Annotated in this window: 15 protein-coding genes; 8 read left to right on the top strand and 7 right to left on the bottom strand. The window is 69.3% G+C overall.

Going from position 1 to position 21,792, the window contains the following annotated elements:
* Nucleotides 1-101: 101 nt before the first annotated feature.
* A complete protein-coding gene (locus ACU5AX_RS09860) occupies nucleotides 102-1,637 on the bottom strand; it encodes an aldehyde dehydrogenase (NADP(+)) (protein ID WP_446690739.1) in 1,536 nt (511 codons plus the stop codon).
* 104 nt (nucleotides 1,638-1,741) lie between these two features.
* On the opposite strand from ACU5AX_RS09860, the gene ACU5AX_RS09855 reads away from it, so the two are divergent.
* Nucleotides 1,742-2,611, top strand: a complete 870-nt coding sequence (locus tag ACU5AX_RS09855) for an SMP-30/gluconolactonase/LRE family protein (RefSeq protein WP_198353727.1) — start codon at nucleotides 1,742-1,744, stop codon at nucleotides 2,609-2,611.
* An 18-nt stretch (nucleotides 2,612-2,629) separates the two neighbouring features.
* Here the strand turns inward: ACU5AX_RS09855 and ACU5AX_RS09850 are convergent, their stop codons facing one another.
* The 6 genes from ACU5AX_RS09850 to ACU5AX_RS09825 form a co-directional block, all read right to left on the bottom strand.
* Nucleotides 2,630-3,880 (bottom strand): arsenic transporter, encoded by a 1,251-nt coding sequence (locus ACU5AX_RS09850; RefSeq protein ID WP_446690948.1) that lies wholly within the window; start codon nucleotides 3,878-3,880, stop codon nucleotides 2,630-2,632.
* Entirely contained in the window at nucleotides 3,877-5,004 is a 1,128-nt protein-coding gene (locus ACU5AX_RS09845) for a metallophosphoesterase family protein (protein ID WP_446690738.1), read from the bottom strand. Before ACU5AX_RS09845 ends, ACU5AX_RS09850 begins: the two co-directional genes overlap by 4 nt.
* Nucleotides 5,001-6,299 carry an MFS transporter gene (locus tag ACU5AX_RS09840; protein ID WP_446690737.1) on the bottom strand — a complete coding sequence of 433 codons (1,299 nt, stop codon included), beginning with the start codon at nucleotides 6,297-6,299 and terminating at the stop codon, nucleotides 5,001-5,003. The genes ACU5AX_RS09845 and ACU5AX_RS09840 overlap by 4 nt, the downstream gene beginning before the upstream one ends.
* 223 nt (nucleotides 6,300-6,522) lie before the next feature.
* Nucleotides 6,523-7,872, bottom strand: coding sequence for a histidine-type phosphatase (locus ACU5AX_RS09835; RefSeq protein WP_446690736.1), 1,350 nt, complete (start codon nucleotides 7,870-7,872; stop codon nucleotides 6,523-6,525).
* A gap of 78 nt (nucleotides 7,873-7,950) precedes the next feature.
* On the bottom strand, nucleotides 7,951-8,502 hold the full coding sequence (locus tag ACU5AX_RS09830; RefSeq protein WP_198353723.1) for a septal ring lytic transglycosylase RlpA family protein: 552 nt from the start codon (nucleotides 8,500-8,502) through the stop codon (nucleotides 7,951-7,953).
* Between the two features lie 85 nt (nucleotides 8,503-8,587).
* The gene (locus ACU5AX_RS09825) at nucleotides 8,588-10,888 is read right to left on the bottom strand and encodes a glycoside hydrolase family 3 N-terminal domain-containing protein (RefSeq protein WP_446690735.1); all 2,301 of its coding nucleotides are present in this window, start codon (nucleotides 10,886-10,888) and stop codon (nucleotides 8,588-8,590) included.
* Between the two features lie 174 nt (nucleotides 10,889-11,062).
* Here ACU5AX_RS09825 and ACU5AX_RS09820 point away from each other — a divergent pair, with 174 nt between their 5' ends.
* The 7 genes from ACU5AX_RS09820 (at nucleotide 11,063) to ACU5AX_RS09790 (ending at nucleotide 21,785) form a co-directional block, all read left to right on the top strand.
* On the top strand, nucleotides 11,063-12,064 hold the full coding sequence (locus tag ACU5AX_RS09820) for a LacI family DNA-binding transcriptional regulator (protein WP_446690734.1): 1,002 nt from the start codon (nucleotides 11,063-11,065) through the stop codon (nucleotides 12,062-12,064).
* Nucleotides 12,061-13,494 carry a glucoamylase family protein gene (locus tag ACU5AX_RS09815; protein ID WP_446690733.1) on the top strand — a complete coding sequence of 478 codons (1,434 nt, stop codon included), beginning with the start codon at nucleotides 12,061-12,063 and terminating at the stop codon, nucleotides 13,492-13,494. The genes ACU5AX_RS09820 and ACU5AX_RS09815 overlap by 4 nt, the downstream gene beginning before the upstream one ends.
* Before the next feature lie 115 nt (nucleotides 13,495-13,609).
* Nucleotides 13,610-15,139: a tryptophan halogenase family protein gene (locus ACU5AX_RS09810; protein WP_198353715.1), complete on the top strand. Its 1,530-nt coding sequence runs from the start codon at nucleotides 13,610-13,612 to the stop codon at nucleotides 15,137-15,139.
* A gap of 211 nt (nucleotides 15,140-15,350) precedes the next feature.
* Complete coding sequence (locus ACU5AX_RS09805; RefSeq protein WP_446690732.1) at nucleotides 15,351-18,377, top strand: TonB-dependent receptor domain-containing protein; 3,027 nt, start codon at nucleotides 15,351-15,353, stop codon at nucleotides 18,375-18,377.
* 109 nt (nucleotides 18,378-18,486) lie between these two features.
* Entirely contained in the window at nucleotides 18,487-19,161 is a 675-nt protein-coding gene (locus ACU5AX_RS09800; RefSeq protein ID WP_446690731.1) for a DUF6445 family protein, read from the top strand.
* Entirely contained in the window at nucleotides 19,158-20,960 is a 1,803-nt protein-coding gene (locus tag ACU5AX_RS09795; RefSeq protein ID WP_446690730.1) for a family 43 glycosylhydrolase, read from the top strand. Before ACU5AX_RS09800 ends, ACU5AX_RS09795 begins: the two co-directional genes overlap by 4 nt.
* Before the next feature lie 153 nt (nucleotides 20,961-21,113).
* The gene (locus ACU5AX_RS09790) at nucleotides 21,114-21,785 is read left to right on the top strand and encodes a DUF6445 family protein (RefSeq protein WP_446690729.1); all 672 of its coding nucleotides are present in this window, start codon (nucleotides 21,114-21,116) and stop codon (nucleotides 21,783-21,785) included.
* Nucleotides 21,786-21,792 lie beyond the last annotated feature (7 nt).

Here is a 21,792-nt window from a genome sequence, read left to right as displayed (position 1 = left end):
GTCGCACTGGCATTCCTCTCCTGTATTTGTTGGACAATATCTCAGATTGGCGTTGGGTCAAGGGGCTGCCCTCCCGCCCCGGCGGGAGGGCGAGGGGCGTGCTACGCCGCCTGGCCGTCGACCAGCTTCGGCCCCTGCGCGCCGTCCTGCAGGTCGGCGGGAAGCAGTTCCGCGGGCAGGTCCTGGTAGCAGACCGGGCGCAGATAACGGTCGATCGCCAGCGAGCCGACCGAGGTGGTGCGGCCGTCGGAGGTTGCCGGGAAGGGGCCGCCATGCACCATCGCATGCGCGACCTCGACACCGGTCGGCCAGCCATTGGCGAGGATGCGCCCGGCCTTCCGCTCGAGGATCGGCACCAGCTTGGCGGCATCGGCACGGTCGCCGGCCTCGAGGTGCAGCGTCGCGGTCAGCTGGCCCTCCGCCGCCTCGAGCACGCGGGCGAGCGCGTCGAGGTCGGTGCAGCGCACCAGCAGCGACGAGGCGCCGAACACCTCATGCCCCATCGCCGCATCGGCGAGGAAGGCGTCGGACGTGGTGGAGAAGAAGCGGGCGGTTTCGCGCGCGACGCCGTCACCGGTGCGGCCGGCGGCGACCTCTTCGACCTTGGGATTGGCGGCGAGCGCGGCGGTGCCGTGCGCGAACGCCTGGCGGATGCCGCCGGTCAGCATCGGCTGCGGCTCGTGCGCCGCGATCGCCTGTTTCGCCGCCTCGACGAAGGCGTCAAGGCCGGGGCCCTCGATCGCGAGCAGCAGGCCGGGATTGGTGCAGAACTGGCCCGCGCCCATCGTCAGCGAGCCCACGAAGGCGGTGCCGAGCGCTGCGCCACGGTTGGCGAGCGCCTCCGGCATCAGGATCACCGGGTTGATGCTCGACATCTCGGCATAGACGGGGATCGGCACGTCGCGGCTTTGCGCGATGCGAACCAGCGCCAGGCCGCCGGCGCGCGAGCCGGTGAAGCCGACCGCGGCGATGCGCGGATCGGCGACCAACGCCGCGCCGAGCTCGTTCGCCGGCCCGCGGACATGGCCGAACACGCCCTCGGGCATGCCGGTCCGCTTGGCGGCGGCGCGGATCGCATCGGCGACCATCGCATCGGTGCCGGGATGTGCCGGATGGCCCTTCACCACCACCGGGCAGCCGGCGGCGAGCGCGCTGGCCGTGTCACCGCCCGCGGTGGAGAAGGCGAGCGGGAAGTTGGATGCGCCGAACACCGCGACCGGGCCGACCGGGATCATGCGCAAACGCAGGTCGGGCTTGGGCAGCGGCTGCCGGTCGGGCTGCGCAGTGTCGATGCGTACCCCGCGCCAGCGGCCGGCACGGACGACGTCGGCAAACAGCTTGAGCTGGCCGACGGTGCGCCCGCGCTCGCCGGTTAGTCGTGCGACGGGCAGGCCGCTCTCCTTCGACGCGCGCTCGATCAGCGTATCGCCCAGGTTCATGATCTCCTCACCGATCGCCTCCAGAAAGCCGGCGCGGGCCTCCGCATCGGTGGCGCGATAGGCGTCGAATGCGGCCGCCGCGGCGGCGCAGGCGGCGTCGACATCGGCGAGCGTGCTGACCGGATAGGCGGGGTCGAGCGGCGTACCGGTCGCGGCCTCGATGCCCCGGAAGCTCTGCTGCGGATCGGCTTCACTCACGACGGTCTCCACTTCTGTCTGACTTATTTTGCGGTATAGGGGCCCTATAGGTAGGCGCGCGCCGAACCACAACAATGCAACCGACCGACAGAGAGGACGATCCGATGACCGACATCCGCACCGTTTGGGATGGCCAGGCCGCGCTGGGCGAGGGGCCGGTCTGGGATGCGTCGCGCGATTGCCTGTGGTTCGTCGATATCAAGCGGCAGCATGTCTATCGCCTGACGGAGGGGCAGCCGGCGGAGCGCTGGGACGCACCGGCGCAGATCGGCTGGGTGCTGCCCGCCGCCGACGGCACGCTGCTCGCCGGCCTGCAGACCGGCGTCGCGCGCTTCGATCCGGCGAGCGGCCGGTTCGACCATCTCCACGACCCCGAGCCCGACTTTCCGGGCAACCGCCTCAACGATGCGACGGTCGGGCCGGACGGCACGGTCTGGTTCGGCACGATGGACGACGGCGAAAGCCATCTGAGCGGCCGGGTCCACCGCTTCGACGGCGGCGTCGTGACGACCACCGACATCCCTGCGGTCTGCATCACCAACGGTCCCGGCATCGCGCCCGACGGCAGGACGTTGTACCACGTCGACACGATCGGCGGCATCATCCACGCGGTGCCGATCGCCGCCGACGGCAGCACCGGCACGCCGCGCGATTTCGCGCGGATCGATCCGGCCCATGGCAATCCCGATGGCGTCTCGGTCGATGCCGCCGGCAACGTCTGGGTCGGACTGTGGGGCGGCTTTTGCGCGCGCCGCTATGCCCCGGACGGCACGCTGTCGCTCGAGGTCGCGCTGCCCGCCGCCAACATCACCAAGGTTGCGCTCGGCGGGCCGGACCTGATGACCGCATATGCGACCAGCGCCAGCATCGGACTGACCGACGAAGCGCGCGCCGCCCAGCCGCAGGCGGGCAACGTCTTCGCCTTCCGCGTCGACGTGCCGGGCCAGCGCCAGGTCTTCGCACGACTGGCGTAGGACGTCGCGCGGCGCGGCTCAGCCCAGCGCCAGCCGCACCCCCAGCGCCGCCGCGAGCGCGATCGGCATCGCCAGCGCGCCGACTTTGAGGAAGCGCCAGAAGCCGACGTCTTCGCCCTCGCGGCGGATCGCCTGCAGCCACAGAATTGTCGCCAGCGAGCCGGTTACGGACAGGTTTGGACCGAGGTCGACGCCGATCAGCAGCGCGTCGACCATGATCCGCGGCGGGTGCGCTTGCGCCACCGCCGTGCTGGCGATCAGGCCGGCGGGCAGGTTGTTCATCAGGTTGGACCCAAAGGCGAGGATCGTCCCCGCCCAGGCGGCGCCGCTGACCGGCTGCGCCGCCGCGCCGCGCAGCAAGCCGGCGACCCAGGCGATCACGCCGGTCCGGTCGAGCGCCTCGACTAGCACGAACAGCCCCGCGACCAGCGGCAGCACGCCCCACGACACGTCCTTCGCCAGCCTGAGCGGCGAGCGGCGCGCGATGGCGGAGACGATCACCGCGGTGGCGATGCCGGCGATCGCGGTCGGTAGGCCGAGTTCCCGGTCGAGTGCGGAGACGACGGTCAGCAGCACCGCGGTGGCGATGATGCCGGCGAGCGCCGCGCGGCCGGCGTGCGACAGGCTGGGCGCGTCGACGTCGCATTCGCACTCCCCGCCGAGCCGGGCCCGCTCGACCCAGCGCAGCACCAGATAGGTGGCGACGATCGAGGCGAGCGACGGCAGCGCGAACGAGCCCAGCCACTGGCCGAGCGGCGGCATATGGCCGCCGTACAGCACGAGATTGGCGGGGTTGGAGATGGGCAAAACGAAGCTCGCCGCATTGGCGATCAGCGCGCAGGCGAGCAGCAGCGGCAGCGGGTCCGCCTTGGCGCGGCGCGCCACCGCGAACACCGCCGGGGTCAGCACCACCGCGGTCGCATCGTTGGACATGAAGCTGGTGACCACGACGCCGGTCAGATAGACGAGGCCGAACAGCCGCGTCGTCGACCCCTTGGCGCGGTTGACCGCGGTCGCCGCGACCCAGTCGAACACGCCGTGCGCGCGTGCCGTCTCGCTGAGCAGCATCATGCCGATCAGGAACAGATAGACGTCGCGCCCCTTGGCGACGGCACCCCCCGCCGCGGACAGCGGCACCAGCCCGGCGACGACCAGCACCACAGCGCCCGCCACCGCCCAGATCCATTCCGGCCAGCGCATCGGCCGCGCGATCACGCCGGCGGTGGCCAATCCCGCCACCGCCCAGGTCGCGCCCGTCGCGAAGCTCACCATTTGCCCCCGTTCCTGTTCGGTCCCAATTGCGTGCCCGCGATCCCCGCCGCAGGCCATGCGCCGACGCTGTGGCAGCTGTGGCCGCCGGCGACCAGCGGCCCCCGCCTCGGCACCTGATCGGCGGGGCGGACGAGCAGGTCGATCCGATCCTCGCCCGCGCCGCAGACGACGCGGATGCGGCGATGGCCGGCGGTCAGCACGAGGCTCGCGCGCCACTGGCCGTCGCCGTCGCGGGTCATCAGCGCCTCCGCGCCGTCGTCGACCGAGACGCGGACCGGCGCGTCGCTGTGGCCGAAGACGCGCGCGACGATGTCGACCGATCCGGGCCGCGGCACCTGCACCGGATCGTACGGCCGCGTTACCAGCCGCAGATCGCAGGGGCTGACGATCTGGACGTGCGGAAAGGGCGCACCGGTGCGGCGGAAACGCCAGCTCGGCACGCGGTCGTGGACCGTGACGATCGTATAGCCGGGCTGGCCGTCGTCCTCCTCGATCTGGCCGGTCGAGCGCGTCGCGCCATAGACGACCGCGCCGTCGTTGAGGATGTCGTTGTAATGCGTATGCCCGGTGTCGACGAAGGCGACGCCGGCACGGGCGAAGGCCTCGGCGACCTCGGCACCATCGGCGGCGAGATCCTCGGGAAAGGCATGCATGAACACCAGCGGCACCTCGCCGCGCGCCGCCGCGGTCGCCAGTTCCTCGCGCAGCCGGTTGCGGTGATGCATGGTCAGGCGGAAGTCCGGACCGCCGGCGCCGGCGGAGACGATGTCGAGGAAGATGCAACGATGGCCGGCGATCGTCTCCCCCTCCGGACGGTTGGCGGGCGGCACCGCTTCCTCATAGGCGGTGAGGTCGCCGGGCTCATAATCGTGGTCACCGGGGATGATCCGCCACGGCAGGGCGGCGGGCAGGCCGGCGAGCGCGCGGCGCATCGCGGCATATTGGTCCGGCGTGCCGTGATTGGCATTGTCGCCGGGCAGGAAGACGAAGTCGACCTGACCGGCCAGATGCTCGGTCACCTCGGCGACGATCGCCTCGAACCGCGCAAGGCTTTCCCAGCCGTCGGCGTCTTCCAGATGCAGGTCGCCGACATGGACCCAGGCGATCGTCGCGTCGCTCATGCCGCCTGCTCCGTCGTGTCGTCGGTGTCGCGCGTGCCGCTGCAGGCGGGGCGCAGGGTGGCGGCGAAGCCGATCCACAGCGCCAGGCTGACCAGCGCGAAGCTGCCGAGGATGAAGAAGGCCGCCTTGTAACCGAGCAGCTGCGCCAGCCAGCCGCCGATCGCCGGCGACAGGCTGGCGCCGACGCCCTGGATCGTCATCACCGCGCCCTGGCCGACATTGACCCGGCCGGTGCCGTTGAGCAGGCAGGCGACGAGACCCGGCACCGCGACGCTTTGCAGCCCGGCGCCGATGCCGTCGAGCGCCTGGACCGGCCACACACCCCAATGTTCGATGACGCTGCCCGCGATCAGCCCGCGCACCGGCAATGCCGCGAACGAGATCAGCAGCACCAGCCAATAGCCGCGCCCGGCCGCGACCTTCATCGCGATCAGGCTGGTGACGATCATCACCGCCTGCGCGACGACGACGGTGGTGGCGGTGAACATCGCCGCATTGCCCTTGCCGGCGCCGACGACGGCGAGGCCGTAGAGCGGCAGCATCGCGCCATTGCCGAGGTGGAAACAGGCAAGGCAGGCAGCGAGGATCAGCATCGGCTTGTTCCGGAGCAGCGTCTTGAAGCCCTCCGCCTGGCCGCCCTGGTCCTCGTCCTTGCCCTTGTCGCCCTCCAGCCCGCGCGCGGCGCGGTGGTCGATCGCGCGTTCCGGGATCATCAGCACGCTGATGATCGCCAGCACGCCGAAGGCGGCGGCGAGATAGAAGATCGCCGGCATGCCGAACTTCCAGCCGAGCCAGCCGGACAGGCCCGCACCGATCATGTTGCCGGCGTGGTTCCACGCCTGGTTGCGGCCGTTCTGGGCGTTGAAGCCCTTCTGCCGGACGATGCCGAGCGTCATGCCGGTCACCGCCGGGCCGATCGCCGCGCCGGCGATCGCGGTGGCGACCTGGCTGACCGTGACGACCAGTCCGGTCTGCGACCACAGGATCAGGAACGAGGCGAGGACCGTGCAGATGCCGGTGACGATTACCACCCAGCGCTTGTGCGGAGTATGGTCGATGAAGGCGCCGGCGGGCACCGTCATCACCATGCCGGCGACGCCGCCGGCGGTCATCACCGTGCCGATCGGCCCCGTCTGCCAGCCGCGCTGCTGTAGGAAGACGCCCAGGAAGGGGCCGATGCCCGCCTGCATGTCCGCCATGAAGAAATTGAGCGACTGCAAGGCCTTGCGCGCGCGCTTCGTGTCATCGGGGCGCGGCGGTGCCGCCCCCGTCAAGGTCGCTGCTGTGGTCGCCATCGGGCACCTCAATCTGGGCTGGGTGCGGGCAAAACTATGTTACAAACCTTTGTGTCCGTATCGGCAGCATCGCTGTCGTAAAAAGTATACTCGTGTCTGGTCCGGCAAAGCCGGATCGGGGTCGGAGCGGGCCAACGCCCTGCCCGACCGCCGAATCAGGTTACGCTGTGGGCGATCGGATGGGGCTTGGGCCGCTGCCGCTTCTACGTCGGTGGATCGGCCCCTAGGACCGATCGCCATTCAGCGTCGCAGGCTTTGGAAACGCCCTGTCGTCATTCCCGCGAAGGCGGACATCCACACGCGCGAAGGCGGCTTGTAGAGCGGTGACGTCAGAGGGTCTGGATCCCCGCCTCCGCGGGGATGACGGACCATGGCCGGCCATGCCGAATGGCGATCGGCTCCCGCGCGCCGGCGCGAGGCGGCGGGACAGCAGAGCGACGAAGCGGGGCAACGGGCACAGCGTCGCACAGCCCGGCATCCGCAGCGTCGTGCTGGTCACCCCGGGCGTCAGATGGCGCAGCGCCGCCAGCGGTTGCGTGCGGTAGCGGATGCGGACGTAGCCGGCGCCGGTGACCGGATCGCGCAGCAGCGTCAGCGCCAGCGCGCCGCCCGGCGCGACGTCGCCATCGGCATAATCGGGCGTACGCAGCGGCACGCCGAGCGCCGCGGCGAGCGCCGTGACGTTGGTGTCATGGCCGACATAGAGGGACAGAGCCGATCCGTGCTGGGCGGTCAGGTCGGCGATGATCGCGCGGCCGATCGGCCCAGCCTGATGCGCGGCCATGTAGGGCGGCCGGGTGAAGACGTCGAACAGCGCGGCGTGCAGCCGGCCGAGCCGCCGGATTGTCACCGCATCGGCGCGGCCCCAGCCGACCTCGTGCATCGGCAGTCCTTGCGCATATTCGAGCAGCAGCACCTGCGCCGTGCCCGACGCCTTGCGGATCGCGCCGCTCAATTCGATGCCGCGGCCGTCGGGCGTGGCGCCGACGGTCTCCGGTGCGGGCGGCGTACAATCGTGGGTGCCCGGGCAGGCGAGGACGTGGTCGAGCAGCGTCAGTTCGCCGCGATGGCGCGCCGCCAGCCGGGCGATGCCGCCGGTATGCCGCTCGATCGCCTGGACCGCCGTCGCGGCATCGAAGTCGGTGGCCCCGGCGCGCAACGGTTCGAACAGGGGGTCGACGGTGCCCTCGCGCTGATGCTCGACCGCGATCGGACAGCCGGACGCGAAGCCGGCCAGAAAGGCAGCGGCGCTGTCGATCGTGCGCTGGCTGACGTTGCTGTGCACGCGCACCTCGCCATCGGCGGGGCAGTCCCGCCGAGACAGCAGCCCCGCCGCCGCCAGCCACGCGCGATCGTCCCGACCGCGGATACGCAGCGCGGCAAGCCCGTGCGGCGTCATCTGTTCCGCCGCCACCGGCCAGTGCGGCCACGGCGCGGCGCTGCGCGTGTCGGCAGGGGCCTCGCCGTTGATCGGCGCGCGGACGCCGTGGCGCATGAGCATGACGACTCGTTCGGGAACGAGCCGGCTGGCGATCGGGGTAGAGGCTAGTGCGACGGCAAGGAGGAAGATCATGACGGGCGACCGATGCTGTGGAGGGCGACCGATCGCGCGCCAGTGTTACAGGCTGATGCAACACACCTGCAGGACCGTTCAGTGGTGCGATGCCGCCAGTTGCGCCCGAAAGCTTTGCAGTACGTCCTCCGCAACCGGGGGAAGCGGAGTCGCCGCCTTGCCGCGCCGCAGCCGCGCCCGATCGCCCTCGTCCGGCGTGACGACCCGCACGCGCACGGCCGCCGGGCTGCCCGTCAGCCCCAGTTCGTTCGCCGCGCCCTGCGCCAGGTCGATGATCCGGCTGTCGCCCCCGGCGAATGGTCCGCGATCGTTGATCCGCACCAGGATGCGACGGCCGGTGGCGAGCGATGTGACCTCGACATAGGTCGGCAGCGGCAAGGTGCGATGCGCGCCGGTCAGCCAGCGTGCCCTGAACTTCTCGCCGAGCGCGGTACGATGTCCCGATTCCCCGCCATACCAGCTGGCATAGCCCAGCATGTCGTAATCGGGCGCGGGCGCGGGCACATAGCGATGGCCGCGCACGCTGTAAGGCCGACCGATCTGTACCGGCGTGTCGCTGACCGGGCGATAGCCGCCTGCGCAACCGGCCAGCACCAGCACGGCGAGGGGCGTCAGCCGCCGCAGCGGCATGGCGCCATCTCGCCACCGCGGTCGAGGCCGCCGGCCGTCTGCCGTGGCGGTACCAAGCGCCTCCCGTCGTCGCCCGGATGCCGGGTCACGACCGGCCCGACCGTACACCTAATCGCACCAGGTCGAAGGTGCCGTGCACGCCGTCCGCCTGCGCCGAGGGGGCGATCCACACGTCGAACGTACCCGGCTCGACGGTCGGCTGCAGGTCCTTGCCGAGGAACTGCAATTGCTCGCGGGTCAGGGTGAAGGCGACGCGCTCGCTCTTGCCGGGCGCCAGCGCGACCTTGCGGAACGCCTTCATCTCACGGACCGGCCGGGTGATGCTGGCGACGCGGTCGCGGATGTAGAGCTGCACCAGCTCCTCGCACGGCCGCGTGCCGCTGTTGGTGACGGTCGCCGCCACCTCGATCCGCCCGTCCCAGGGCAATGTCGCGGGCACCACCGGCGCGGCATAGCTCACCTTGCCGTAGGTCAGGCCGTGGCCGAACGGATAGAGGGCGGCGTTGGGCGAGGTGCGCCACTGCGCCTTGTAGGGCTGCCGCGGTCCGTCCGGCGCCGGCCGCCCGGTCGCCTTGTGCGCGTAATAATAGGGCTCCTGTCCGCTTTCGTGCGGGAAGCTCAGCGGCAGGCGGCCGGAGGGACCGACCTTGCCGAACAGGACGTCGGCGATGGCATGGCCGGTCTCCGACCCCAAGAACCAGGTGACGAGGATCGCCGGCGCGTCCTTGACCGCGCCCTCCAGCGCGAGGCCGCGGCCGTTCTTGAGAAGCACGACGATCGGCTTGCCGGTCGCCGCCACCGCCTCGGCCAGCGCCATCTGCGGCGCGGGCACGGTGATCGCGGTGCGCGACTGCGCCTCGCCGGACATCGTCTCGCTCTCGCCGATCGCCAGCACGACCACGTCCGCCGCCCGCGCCGCCGCGACCGCGGCGTCGATGCCGCCGGCCAGCGGCTCCTCGACGCCCGAGCCCGGCGTCACCGAGACGTTGCGTGCCCCCGCCGCCTTGACGCCGGTCGCCAGGTCGATCGCCTGATTGTTGTCGCCATAGACCACCCACGGGCCGTTGAGGTCGTGCTGGCCGCTGGCGAACGGGCCGATCAGCGCGATCCTGCGTGACGGGGCGAGCGGCAGCAGGTCGCCGTCGTTCTTCAGCAGCACCATCGCCTTCTGCGCCGCCTCGCGCGACAGGGCGAGCGCCGGCTTGGTGCGCGACCGCGCGGTTTCGCGCTTGGTGTCGATGCGGCGGAACGGGTCGTCGAACAGGCCGAGCTGGTGCTTCACCGCCAGCACGCGCCGCACCGATTCGTCCAGCACCGCCTGCGGCACCGCGCCCTCGCGCACCAGCGCCGGCAGATGCTGCGCATAGAGGTTGGACTGCATCGACATATCGACGCCCGCCAGCAAGGCGATGCGCGCGGCATCCTTGCCGTCCTTGGCGAAGCCGGCCGCGATCATCTCCTCGTCGCCGGTATAGTCGCCGACGATGAAGCCGGGGAACCGCCATTCGTCGCGCAACACCTTGCGCAGCAGCCACGGATTGCCGTGCGAGGGGATGCCGTTGATCTCGTTGAACGAGGCCATGCCGCTCATCGCGCCGGCATCGAACCCGGCCTTGTACGGCGGCAGATAGACCTCGCGCAGCGTCCGTTCGGACAGGTCGACGCTATTATAGTCGAGCCCGCTTTCCGCCGCGCCATAGGCCGCGAAATGCTTGACGCAGGCCATCACCGCATCGGCATCGGCGAGGGTCCTGCCCTGGAATCCCTTGACCCGTGCCGCGGCGAACAGCTGGCCGAGCAACGGGTCCTCGCCGGCGCCTTCCATCGTCCGGCCCCAACGCTGGTCGCGGGCGATGTCGACCATCGGGAAGAAGGTCCAGTCGATGCCCGCCGCCGCGGCTTCATAGGCCGCCATGCGCGCAGTGCGCATCGCCAGATCGGGGTCGAAGCTCGCCGCCTCGGCGACCGGCACCGGGAAGATGGTGCGATGGCCGTGGATCACGTCGGCGGCGAAGATCAGCGGGATCTTGAGCCGCGACTGGCGCATCACCGCATCCTGCATCCGCCGCGCCATTTCCGCGCCATTGCCGTTGAACACGCCGGTCAGCTTGCCCGCCACCGCATCCGCGACCTGGCCTTCGAAGCTCGGGCCGTTCGACGGCGGGTTGAGGCCGGTGGCGATGCCGCCGCTCCATGCCGCGGCGTTGAGCTGCAGCTGCCCGGCCTTCTCCTCCAGCGTCATGCGCTGGACGATCGCTTCGATGCGCGCGGGCAGCGCCTGCGGGTCCGCCTCGGCGAGCAGCGCGCGCGCCGGGCTGGACGCCCAGGCGACGATCGCGCCCGCGCCCATCAGCGCCGCACGCCGCGAAATGGTGATGTCGGTCATAGCTAACGAAACTCCCCTCACGCTCGCGTCCGCCGTGTACCCGCGATCCGTCGTCGGACCATCCGGCTTTTCGCGTTGACGCGTTGTTGTAACCGGTTACACAGCCGATAGGGATCGCACAAGCCGCGATGCCGCCGGTATAGCAGCGCCGGCTCGACTGGGGAGGGGAGGGACGTGAGACAGGCATCCGCCACGATCCGCGACGTGGCGCGCGAGGCCGACGTATCGGTCGCCTCCGTGTCGCGCGCGCTCAACGGACACAGCAGCGTCCATCCCGACACGCGGGCCCGCGTGCTCGCCGCCGCCAAGTCGCTGGGCTATGTGCCGCATGCCGGCGCGCGCAGCCTGTCGCTGGCGCGCAGCCACGCGATCGGCGTCGTCCTGCCCGATCTGCACGGCGAGTTCTTCTCGGAGATCGTCCGCGGCATGGACCGCGAGGTGACGGCGCGCGGTTACCACCTGCTGCTGTCCAACATGCACGCCGATGCGGCGCTGGCGGCGCAGGCGGTGCGATCGATGCGCGGGCGCGTCGACGGGCTGGTGGTGATGGCACCACAGCTCGATGCCGCCGGCCTCGACGACGCCTTGCCGCGCGACGTGCCCGCGGTGCTGGTCAATTCGCACGACGGCGCCGGCCATGCCGCCTTCCGCATCGACAATGGCGCCGGGATGGCGGCGGTCGTCGCGCATGTCGTCGCCGCCGGGCGCCGCGCGCTCGTCCATATCGCCGGCCCGGACGGCAATATCGATGCGCAGGAGCGGCGCGACGCCTTCCTCGCCGCCTGCGCGCGGCATCTGCCCGGCGTGCAGCCGACCGTCGTCGTCGGCGACTTCCACGAGGAATCGGGCGGCGCGGCGGTGGCGATGCTGCGCGCACGCGGAATCGCCTTCGACGCGATCGTCGCCGCCAACGACCAGATGGCGCTGGGCGCGCTGACCGCCTTGCGCGACGCCGGCACGGCGGTGCCGGGCGAGGTCGCCATCGCCGGTTTCGACGACATTCCACTGTCCCGCTATCTCGGCCTGACCACGGTACGCGTGCCGCTGGCGGAGATGGGCGCGCGCGCCGTCGCCCGGCTGATCGACGCGCTGGAGGGCGCGACGCTGACGCCCGAGACGCAGACCGTGCCGACCGAATTCATCCCCCGCCTGACCACAGCCGCCGGAGCATCATGACCTTTTCGCCGTTTCCGCTCGATCGCCGCACCCTGCTGGCGCGCGCGCCGCTCGTCGCCGCGGCCGCCGCCGGCCTGCCGCAGGCGGCCGTGGCCGCGCCGGCGGCGACCAAACTGCCGGGCTGGTTCGACGACCTCGAACAGCGCACCTTCCGCTTCTTCTGGGATCTCGCCAATCGCGACAACGGCCTCGTGCCGGATCGCTGGCCGACGCCGTCCTTCGCCAGCATCGCGGCGGTCGGCTTCGCGCTGACCGCCTATCCGATCGGAGTCGAGCGCGGCTGGATCACGCGGGCCGAGGCGCGCGAGCTGACGCTGACCACCCTGCGCTTCTTCGCCACGGCGCCGCAGGGCGACGCGCCGGCCGGGATGAGCGGGCACAAGGGGTTCTTCTACCATTTCCTGGACATGAAGACCGGCGCGCGCTTCCGCGACACCGAACTGTCCAGCGTCGACACCACCCTGCTCTTCCTCGGCATCCTGTTCGCCGGCGCCTGGTACGACCGCGCCGACCCGGCGGAGGCGGAGATCCGCCGGCTGGCGCAGACGATCACCGATCGCGCCGACTGGCCGTGGTTCACCAACGCCCGCGGCAGCGTGTCGATGGGCTGGCATCCCGGCCAGGGCTTCATCGAGCGGCCGTGGGAGGGGTATAACGAGGGGATGATGGTCTATGTCGTCGGCCTCGGCAGCCGCGGCAAACCGCTTGCCGACGGGGCCTGGGATGCGTGGACGAGGACCTATCCCGGCTTCTGGCGCGGGCAGGGGGCAACCCGTCACCTCGCCTTCGCGCCGCTGTTCGGCCACCAGTACAGCCAGATGTGGATCGACTTCCGCGGCATCCGCGATGCGACGATGCGGCAGGCGGGGTTCGACTATTTCGAGAACAGTCGCCGCGCGACCTATGCCAATCGCGCCTATTGCATCGCCAATCCGATGCAGTGGGATGGCTATGGCCGCGACATCTGGGGCCTGACCGCCTGCGATGGGCCCGGCAATGTCCAATTGCCGTTCAAGGGGCGCACCGCCGAATTCTTCGGCTATTCGGCACGCGGCCCGCTTGGCCAGCCCGACGAGCGCGACGACGGCACGCTGGCGCCGACCGCCGCGCTCGGCAGCCTCGCCTTTGCGCCGGAGATCGTCGTGCCGGCGGCGAACGCGATGAAGGCCTGGCCGAAGCTCTACGGCCGCTACGGCTTCCTCGACAGCTTCAACCCGTCGTTCCGCTATGCCGACTTCAAGCTGGAGAACGGATCGGTCGACCCCAAGTCGGGCTGGGTCGACGGCGACTATCTCGGCATCGACCAGGGCGCGATCATCGGCGCGATCGCCAATACCCGCGACGAGGGGGTGTGGCGCGTCATGCGCCGCTCGCCGACGATCCGCCGCGGCCTGCAGCGCGCCGGGTTCACGGGCGGATGGCTGGGGTGATGGGCCTCTTCTGTCATTCCCGCGAAGGCGGGAATCCAGACCCGCTGGCGTTGCGGCTCTTGCAGAAACCTGCGCGTCTGGATCCCCGCCTCCGCGGGGATGACAGGAGAGAGTCATGACGGACCCGCACCCAAACCCCCCGATCAAGACGATCACCATCGTCGGCGGCGGCACCGCGGGCTGGATGACCGCGGCGCTGCTCTCGCGCCTGTTCCTCGGCGCCTATACGATCCGCCTGATCGAATCGGACGAGATCGGCACGATCGGGGTCGGCGAGGCGACGATCCCGGCGCTGCGCAGCTTCATCGGGCTGGCCGGCATCGACGAATTCGAATTCGTCCGCGCGACGCAGGCGACGTTCAAGCTCGGCATCGAATTCCGCCACTGGCGCGCGCCCGGCCACAGCTACATCCACGGCTTCGGCAAGATCGGCCAGGACCTCTACTGGCTGCACTGCCACCAGTTCTGGCTGAAGGAACAGGCGGCGGGGCGCGCCAAGCATCTCGATCTGTATGCCTTGAACACGCTGGCGGCGCGGATGAACCGCTTCGCCATGCCCGATCCGTCCAATCCCCATTCGCCGATGGCGGATCTCGACTATGCCTATCATTTCGACGCCTCGCTGTTCGCGCGCTTCCTGCGCGGGCGGGCGGAGGCGGCGGGGGTGGAGCGGATCGAGGGGCGGATCGTCGCCGCCAACCGCCGCGGCAGCGACGGTTTCCTCGACCATGTCGTGCTCGCCGACGGGCGCCGCGTCGACGGCGACCTGTTCGTCGACTGTTCGGGGATGCGCGGCCTGCTCATCGGCGACGCGATGGGCGTCGGCTATGAGGACTGGAGCCAGTGGCTGCTCTGCGACCGCGCGCTGGCGGTGCCGACCGCGCGCGGGACGGGGCCATTGACCCCCTATACGCGATCGACCGCGCACGACGCGGGGTGGCAATGGCGCATCCCGCTTCAGCACCGCACCGGCAACGGCCATGTCTATGCCAGCCGCTTCACCAGCGACACGGACGCGGCGGACACCCTGCTCGCCCATCTCGACACGCCGGCGCTCGCCGATCCGCGCGCGGTGCGCTTCCGTCCGGGCAAGCGGACCAAGGCGTGGGAGAAGAACGTCGTCGCGCTCGGCCTCGCCGGCGGTTTCCTCGAGCCGCTCGAATCGACCAGCATTCATCTGATCCAGACCGGCATCCTGCGCCTGATCGCGCTCTTCCCCGGGCGCGGCTTCAACGCCGCCGACATGGCCGAATACAATCGCCAGACCGATTTCGAATATCGCGACGTGCGCGACTTCATCATCGCCCACTACAAGGTGACAGAGCGCGAGGACACGGATTTCTGGCGCTACGTCAAGCATATGGATGTGCCCGACAGCCTGACCGAACGGCTCGACCTGTTCCGTGCCTCCGCCCGCTTCTTCATGCACGGCAAGGCCGAGCTGTTCCGCGAGGAAAGCTGGGTGCAGGTGCTGCTCGGCCAGGGGCTGCAGGCGCATTATGACCCGATGGTCGACATGATCCCGGCCGATCAGGCCACCGCCTTCCTCAAGGATGTCGAGGAGGTGATCGCCGACGTCGCCGCCGGCCTGCCGACCCACGAGGCGTTCATCGCCAGACATTGCGCGGCGCCGCCGATCGCCTGAACCGCCACCACTGCGCCGGCCGGTCCGGGCGGAGTGTGACCCGGCTGCAACACTTCGCAGCATAGTGACGCAAGGCTGATCCATGCCGTTGTAACCGGTTACGCAGGCGAGTAACCGGTTCCACACGCCTCTCGCGATCCGCGGGCCGACTCCTGTCGTCGGCACGCCGGAAGCAAAGACGGGGCAAGGGACGACCGTGGAGGGGTTTGAAATGGCATCCAGGATTCATCGCGCGCGCACGGTTCGCGGCATTTCGGCGGCGGCGCTGGCCGCGGCGCTGGTCATCGGCACGCCGGCCTTTGCGCAGGCGACCTCCACCCTGCGCGGCCATATCGAGGGCGCGGCGGCAGGGACCACTGTCGTCATCACCGATCTGACCACCGGCCAGGTGATCAACGGCCGCACCAATGCGACCGGCGACTATACCATTCCCGGTATCCGACCGAGCACCTATCGCGTCGACGTACAGGGCCAGCGGCCGGAGCAGGTCGTCGTCCCCGTCGGCCAGACGATCACGCTCGACATCGGCACGCCGGCCGCCAATGCGGAAGCCGGCACCGCCGAGACGACCACCTCCGCCGACGCCGGCAACGGTTCGGGCAGCGACATCGTCGTCACCGGCCGCCGCACCCAGGAAGTGCGCACCGCCGAGGTCGCGACCAACGTCTCGCAGCAGCAGATCGAGAGCCTGCCGCAGAGCGACCGCAACTTCCTCAACTTCGCCGCGCTCGCCCCGGGCGTGTCGGTCACCCCGGGCCGCAGCAACCGCCAGGTCCAGGCCGGTGCGGTCAGCGCCGACAACGTCAACGTCTTCATCGACGGCCTCAGCCTCAAGAACCAGGTCAATCACGGCGGCGTCGCCGGCCAGAATTTCAGCCAGGGCAACCCCTTCCCGCAGCTCGCGGTGCAGGAGTTCAAGGTCGATACCCAGAACTACAAGGCCGAATACGAGCAGGCCGGCTCCGCGATCATCACCGCGGTGACCAAGTCGGGTGGCACCTCGTTCCACGGTGACCTGTTCGGCGAATGGCAGCCGAGCTCCTTCTACGGCACCAAATATTTCGACCGGCCGGGCAATCACAACAATCTCGACGGTTCGAACAAGCAGGGCGACTACGATCGCAAGCAATATGGCGGCGATCTCGGCGGGCCGATCATCAAGAATGTGCTGCATTTCTATGGTGCGTTCGAGGCGACCGATCAAAGTGCCCCGTCGACGGCGGTGCAGCTCGCCACGACCAACTCGCAGAACCCCAGTCAGGTCGTGCCGCAGGCGATCGCCCAGCAGTATAACGGCAGCTATCCGCAGGACTTCAACCAGCGGCTGTACTTCGGCAAGCTGACCGCCTTCGTCAGCAATGCCGACACGGTCAACTTCAGCGGCTTCTTCCGCCGCGAGAGTAACCTTGCCGACTTCGGCGGTACCTCGGTGCCGTCGCATGGCCACCTGTTGCAGTCGAAGATCGACCTCTACCAGCTCGAATGGAACCATCGCGGCGACAATTGGCTGAACGAGGCCACCGTTGCCTACAACACGGTGTTCAACGGCACGCCGCGCACGTCGAGCGGACCTGAAATCAATCTTGGTACCCCCGGCGCGATCCTTGCGGCGCTCGGCACCAACGGCTTCGAACAGGCTGACAACCAGAAGACCTGGACGTTCAAGGACAACGTCACCCTTTACGGCTCCAGCCATGTCGTGAAGGCCGGCGTCAAGGTCGCACTCAACGACCTGTCGCGCGCGGAGGACAATCTCGGCAACGGATCATACTATTTCACGCCGGCGACGTTCACGAGCTTCGATGCCTCGACCCCGGTGCAGGCGGCGATCTCGGTCGTGCCGGTCCAGCCCGCCAAGGCCAAGGACACGCAGATCGGCCTGTTCATTCAGGACGATTGGACGGTCAACGAGCATCTGACGATCAACGCTGGCCTGCGCTGGGACTATGAGACCAACGCCAAGAACGACAATTTCGTCACCCCGACGGCGATCGCGACGGCGCTGCGCAACTATCAGCCGTGGAAGGCCGCCGGCATCAATCCGGAGGATTACATCTCCACCGGTAACAACCGTAAGCCCTATTGGAAGGCGTTCCAGCCGCGTCTCGGCTTGTCCTACGACGTCTATGGCGACCGGGACACGATCCTATTCGCCGGCGCCGGCCGCTATTATGATCGGCCGCTGTTCATCACCGCCGGCATCGAGACGGTGAAGGCGCTGTATCAGCGAACGGTCACGCTCAGCTTCTGCGACGGTCCGGGCCAGCCGAGCTGCGCCAGCGTGCGCGCGGGCAACGGCGGCGCGCTGCCGGCGACCACCCTCGCCTGGAACGCCAATTACAAGAACGTCGATGCGCTGCGTGCCGCCGCTACCGCGACCGGCGTCGGCGGCGACGTCTGGCTGCTCAACAACGACACCAAGCTGCCCTATTCGGATCAGTTCAACTTCGGTGTCCGCAAGCGGCTTGGCGCGATCCAGACCTCGGTCACCTTCAGCCACATCCGCAGCCACAACATCTTCAAGTACGTGCGCGGCAACCGTCTGCCGAGCGGCCAGTACACGACGCAGGGCGATCAGTGGATCGAGGACAACTTCCCGGCATCGGGCATCCTGCCGGGCTATAGCGGCAAGCTGAACATCGGCTCCAATGACGGCAAGGCCTATTATACCGCCGTCTACGTCACCGCCGAAAAGCCGTTCGTCACCGGCTCCACCTGGGGCTTCACCTCGACGCTGACGTTGCAGCGTGCGCGGTCGAACGTCGCGCAGGAACTGGGCAGCGACGAATTCTACAACGGTCCGCGCGTCGATGCCTATGGCGTCAACTATGTCGCGGGCGTGGAGAAGTGGCGCTTCGTCGGCACCGGCATCGCCCGCGGCCCGTGGGACACGAAGATCTCGGTCACCGGCACGTTCAGCTCCGGTCCGTCCTTCGGCCAGGTCATCTTCCCGGCCAACCCGCCGGAGAATGCCAACGCCTACGGCAATTTCGGCGGCGTGTTCTGGCCCGACCAGATCGTCGGCTATGCCTCGGTCGACGCGCGCATCTCGAAGAACTTCCGCATGCCCTGGGGGCATGATCTCGAGATCAACTTCGCCGCGTTCAACCTGTTCGACTCGGTCAACCGAACCTATTCGGCCTGGGGCGCCGGCTCGGGCATCAACCCGACCAAGCGCGAGTTCGACACGCAGGGCGTGCCGCGCTCGTTCCAGGTCGGCGCGCGCTACAAGTTCTGATGCGCTGTCGTGCTCCTGCGGACGCAGGGGCCCAGGGTCGCAGGCGATGTCCTGTCCGGCTCTGGGTTCCTGCGGTCGCAGGACCACAACGGTCGCGGAGAAGGGGCGCATGACCCCCAGCCTGATCCGCGTCGGCCGCAGCCAGAGCCCGGTCGTCATCGTCGACGATGCCACCGGCGACGTCGACCGCATCGTCGATCTCGCCGCCGCGCTGGCGCCCTTTCCGAACGTCGCGGGCAGCTATTACCCCGGTGTCCGCCGCGTGCTCACCGCCGCCGACGGACCCGCGCATGACTATGCCACCGGGCTGCTCCAGGCGCTCGCGCCGTTCATCGGCGGCGCCTTCGAGGTCGACGGCTTCGACTGGATCGAGGGCAGCTTCTCGATGGTCACCGCCGCGCCGGACACGCTGTCGCCGGCGCAGCGCATTCCGCATTTCGATTCGTTCGACCCCTTCTATCTCGCGGTGCTCCATTATCTGGCCGATACCCCGGGCACCGCTTTCTACCGCCAGCAGGCGACGGGGATCGAGCGCGTCGACGCCGGCAATCGCGACGCCTTCGTCGCCGCCGCCCGTCGCGACGGTGCGCAGCTCAGCGGCTATACCAATGCCAGCAACGCCGCCTTTGAACGGATCGGCCTGGTCGAGGGCAAGCGCGACCGCGTCGTCCTCTACCAGGGCTGCCTGCTCCATTCGGGTATCATTCCGCACGATATGCTGCGCAGCATCGATCCGCGCGCGGGGCGGCTGACCACCAACCTCTTCATCCAGGCGCACCGATGATCGCAAGCCTCGTTCTCGCCGCCGCGGCCCAGGCCACGGCCGTGCCGCACACCTATGCCAATCCGGTCGACCTCGATTACCGCTACAATTTCGAGCAGGTGAACGAGGGCGTCTCCTACCGCACCGGCGCCGATCCGGTGATCGTGCCGTTCAAGGGCGCCTATTACCTCTTCCTGACCCTTGCCGACGGCTATTGGCGCTCGACTGATCTGGTAACGTGGCGCTTCGTCACGCCCAGCCGCTGGCCGGCGGAGGGCATCGTCGCGCCGGCCGTCTCCTCCGACGGCGAACGGCTGCTGATCATGCCGTCGATGACGGGGCAGGGCGCGATCTACGGCACCTCCGATCCAGCGAGCGGCCGCATCGACTATGTCGTCCGCCGCATGCCGGTGCTGCCCGGCGCGGTGAAATCGGGGTTCGAGGATACGATCAAGGGCGACCAGGTGCCGCCCGGTCCGTGGGATCCGGACCTGTTCCAGGACGACGACAAGCGCTGGTACCTCTATTGGAATTCGTCCAACGTCTTCCCGATCTACGGCGCGCCGGTGTCGTTCGCCGACGGCAGGATGACCTACGGCAGCCCACGCAAGTCCTTCATCCTGCTCGATCCCGATCGTCACGGCTGGGAACGGTTCGGTCAGGATCACAGCGGCACTTTGCCCAACGGCACCCCGATCAAGCCCTTCATGGAGGGCGCCTGGATGACCAAGGTCGGAGGGCGCTATTATCTGCAATATGGCGCCCCGGGCACCGAATATAATGCTTATGCCACCGGCACCTACGTCGGCAGTTCGGCGATGGGGCCGTTCACTTACGCGCCCTACAATCCGGTCGGCTACAAGCCCGGCGGCTTCGTACAGGGCGCAGGGCACGGCAACACCTTCCGCGATCTCCACGGCAATTGGTGGAACACCGGCACGCCGTGGATCGGCTACAACTGGACGTTCGAACGGCGGATCGGCCTATGGCCGACGGTGTTCGACGCCGACGGGCAGATGCGCGTCTCGACCCGTTTCGGCGACTTCCCGCAGCGCATGCCGACGACGCGCTTCACCGACCCGGATTCGCTGTTCACCGGCTGGATGCTGCTGTCCTACCGCAAGGTCGCGACGGCGAGCGGCAGCGTCGACGGGCACCCGGCGAGCGATGCGACCGATGAGAATCCGCGCAGCTTCTGGCTGTCGCCGAGCAAGGCGCCGGGCGCGACGCTGACGATCGACCTCGGCGCGGCAAAGACGCTGCGTGCGGTGCAGGTCAATTTCGCCGATTATCAGGCGGGGCGGTTCGGCGACGCGCCCGACATCTACACCGAATTCCGTCTCGAATCGTCGCTCGACGGCCAGGCGTGGCGGCCGCTCGCCCGTACCGAGCCGCCGCGGCGCGACCGCCCCAACGCCTATTTCGAACTGCCGCGGCCGGTGCGCGCGCGCTTCGTCCGCTACGTCCACGGCCATGTCGGGGGCGCGCATCTCGCGATCAGCGACCTGCGCGTGTTCGGCACCGCCGGGGGTGCCGCGCCGCCCCCACCCACGCTGCTCGCCGCGACGCGCGACCGCGACACCCGCAACGCGACGATCCGCTGGACGCGCGTGCCGGGCGCGGTCGGCTACAACGTGCGCTGGGGCATCCGGCCCGATCGGCTGGCGCTGACCTACCAACTGTTCGCCGACCGCGTCGCCGGTGGACCGGCAGCGGCATTGCCGTTGCGCGCGCTGACGGTGGGCCAGCGTTATTACGTCGCGGTCGAGGCCTTCGACGAGAATGGCGTCTCGACGCTCAGCCGGGTCGCCCCGCTGTAGCGTCTTGCGCTGTCCTACACGGCGGTGCGCTGCTACTGGTCTCCCCATGACCGCGATCCTCTCTTTCGTCCGTGACTGGTGCGTCCGGGATTGGGGTCGAAGATTGCGCGTTCAGGCGTCAATTCTGTCAAGACTCGCAGGGTGCACCGGCGCATGACCGCCAGCATCACCGTCACCCATCACGGCGCGGAGCGTCAGCCGGTCGTCGTCTTCGACGATTTCGCCGATGCCGAATTGCTGCGCGACGACGCAAGCTTCCTGTCCTTCGCGCCGATCAGCGAACATTATCCCGGCGTCCGCGCCCGCGTCGCACCAGCGATCCTGCGGCCGATGCTGGCGACGATCGCACCGGTCGTCGCGGAGGTGTTCGGCATCGCCGCGACCGAGGTGGTCGATGCCTTCTATTCGCTCGTCACCACGCCGCCAGCCCGGCTCGCCCCGATCCAGCGGCTGCCGCATTTCGACGAAGTGTCGCCGCACCGGCTCGCGCTGCTCCACTTCCTGTCGCCCGACGAATCGAGCGGCACCGCCTTCTATCGTCAGCGCAGCACCGGCTTCGAATCGGTCGATGCCGCGCGCCTGCCCGCCTATCGCGCGGCGCTCGATGCCGATCTCGCCCGCCACGGCCTGCCCGACGCCAGCTACATCGCCGGCGACACGCCCGTCTTCGACCAGCTGGCGGTACATCGCGGCCGCTTCAACCGCGCCATCCTCTACCGCTCGAACACGCTGCATTGCGCCTTCATCCCGCCCGACATGGCCTTGAGCGACGATCCGCTGAGCGGGCGGCTGACCGTCAACACCTTCCTCGACGCCGCTAACTGACACGGAC

The sequence above is a fragment of the Sphingomonas benefaciens genome, assembly GCF_052907485.1.
Note: the sequence above shows the minus strand (reverse complement) of the source record. Positions and strands in the feature narration are given on the sequence as shown.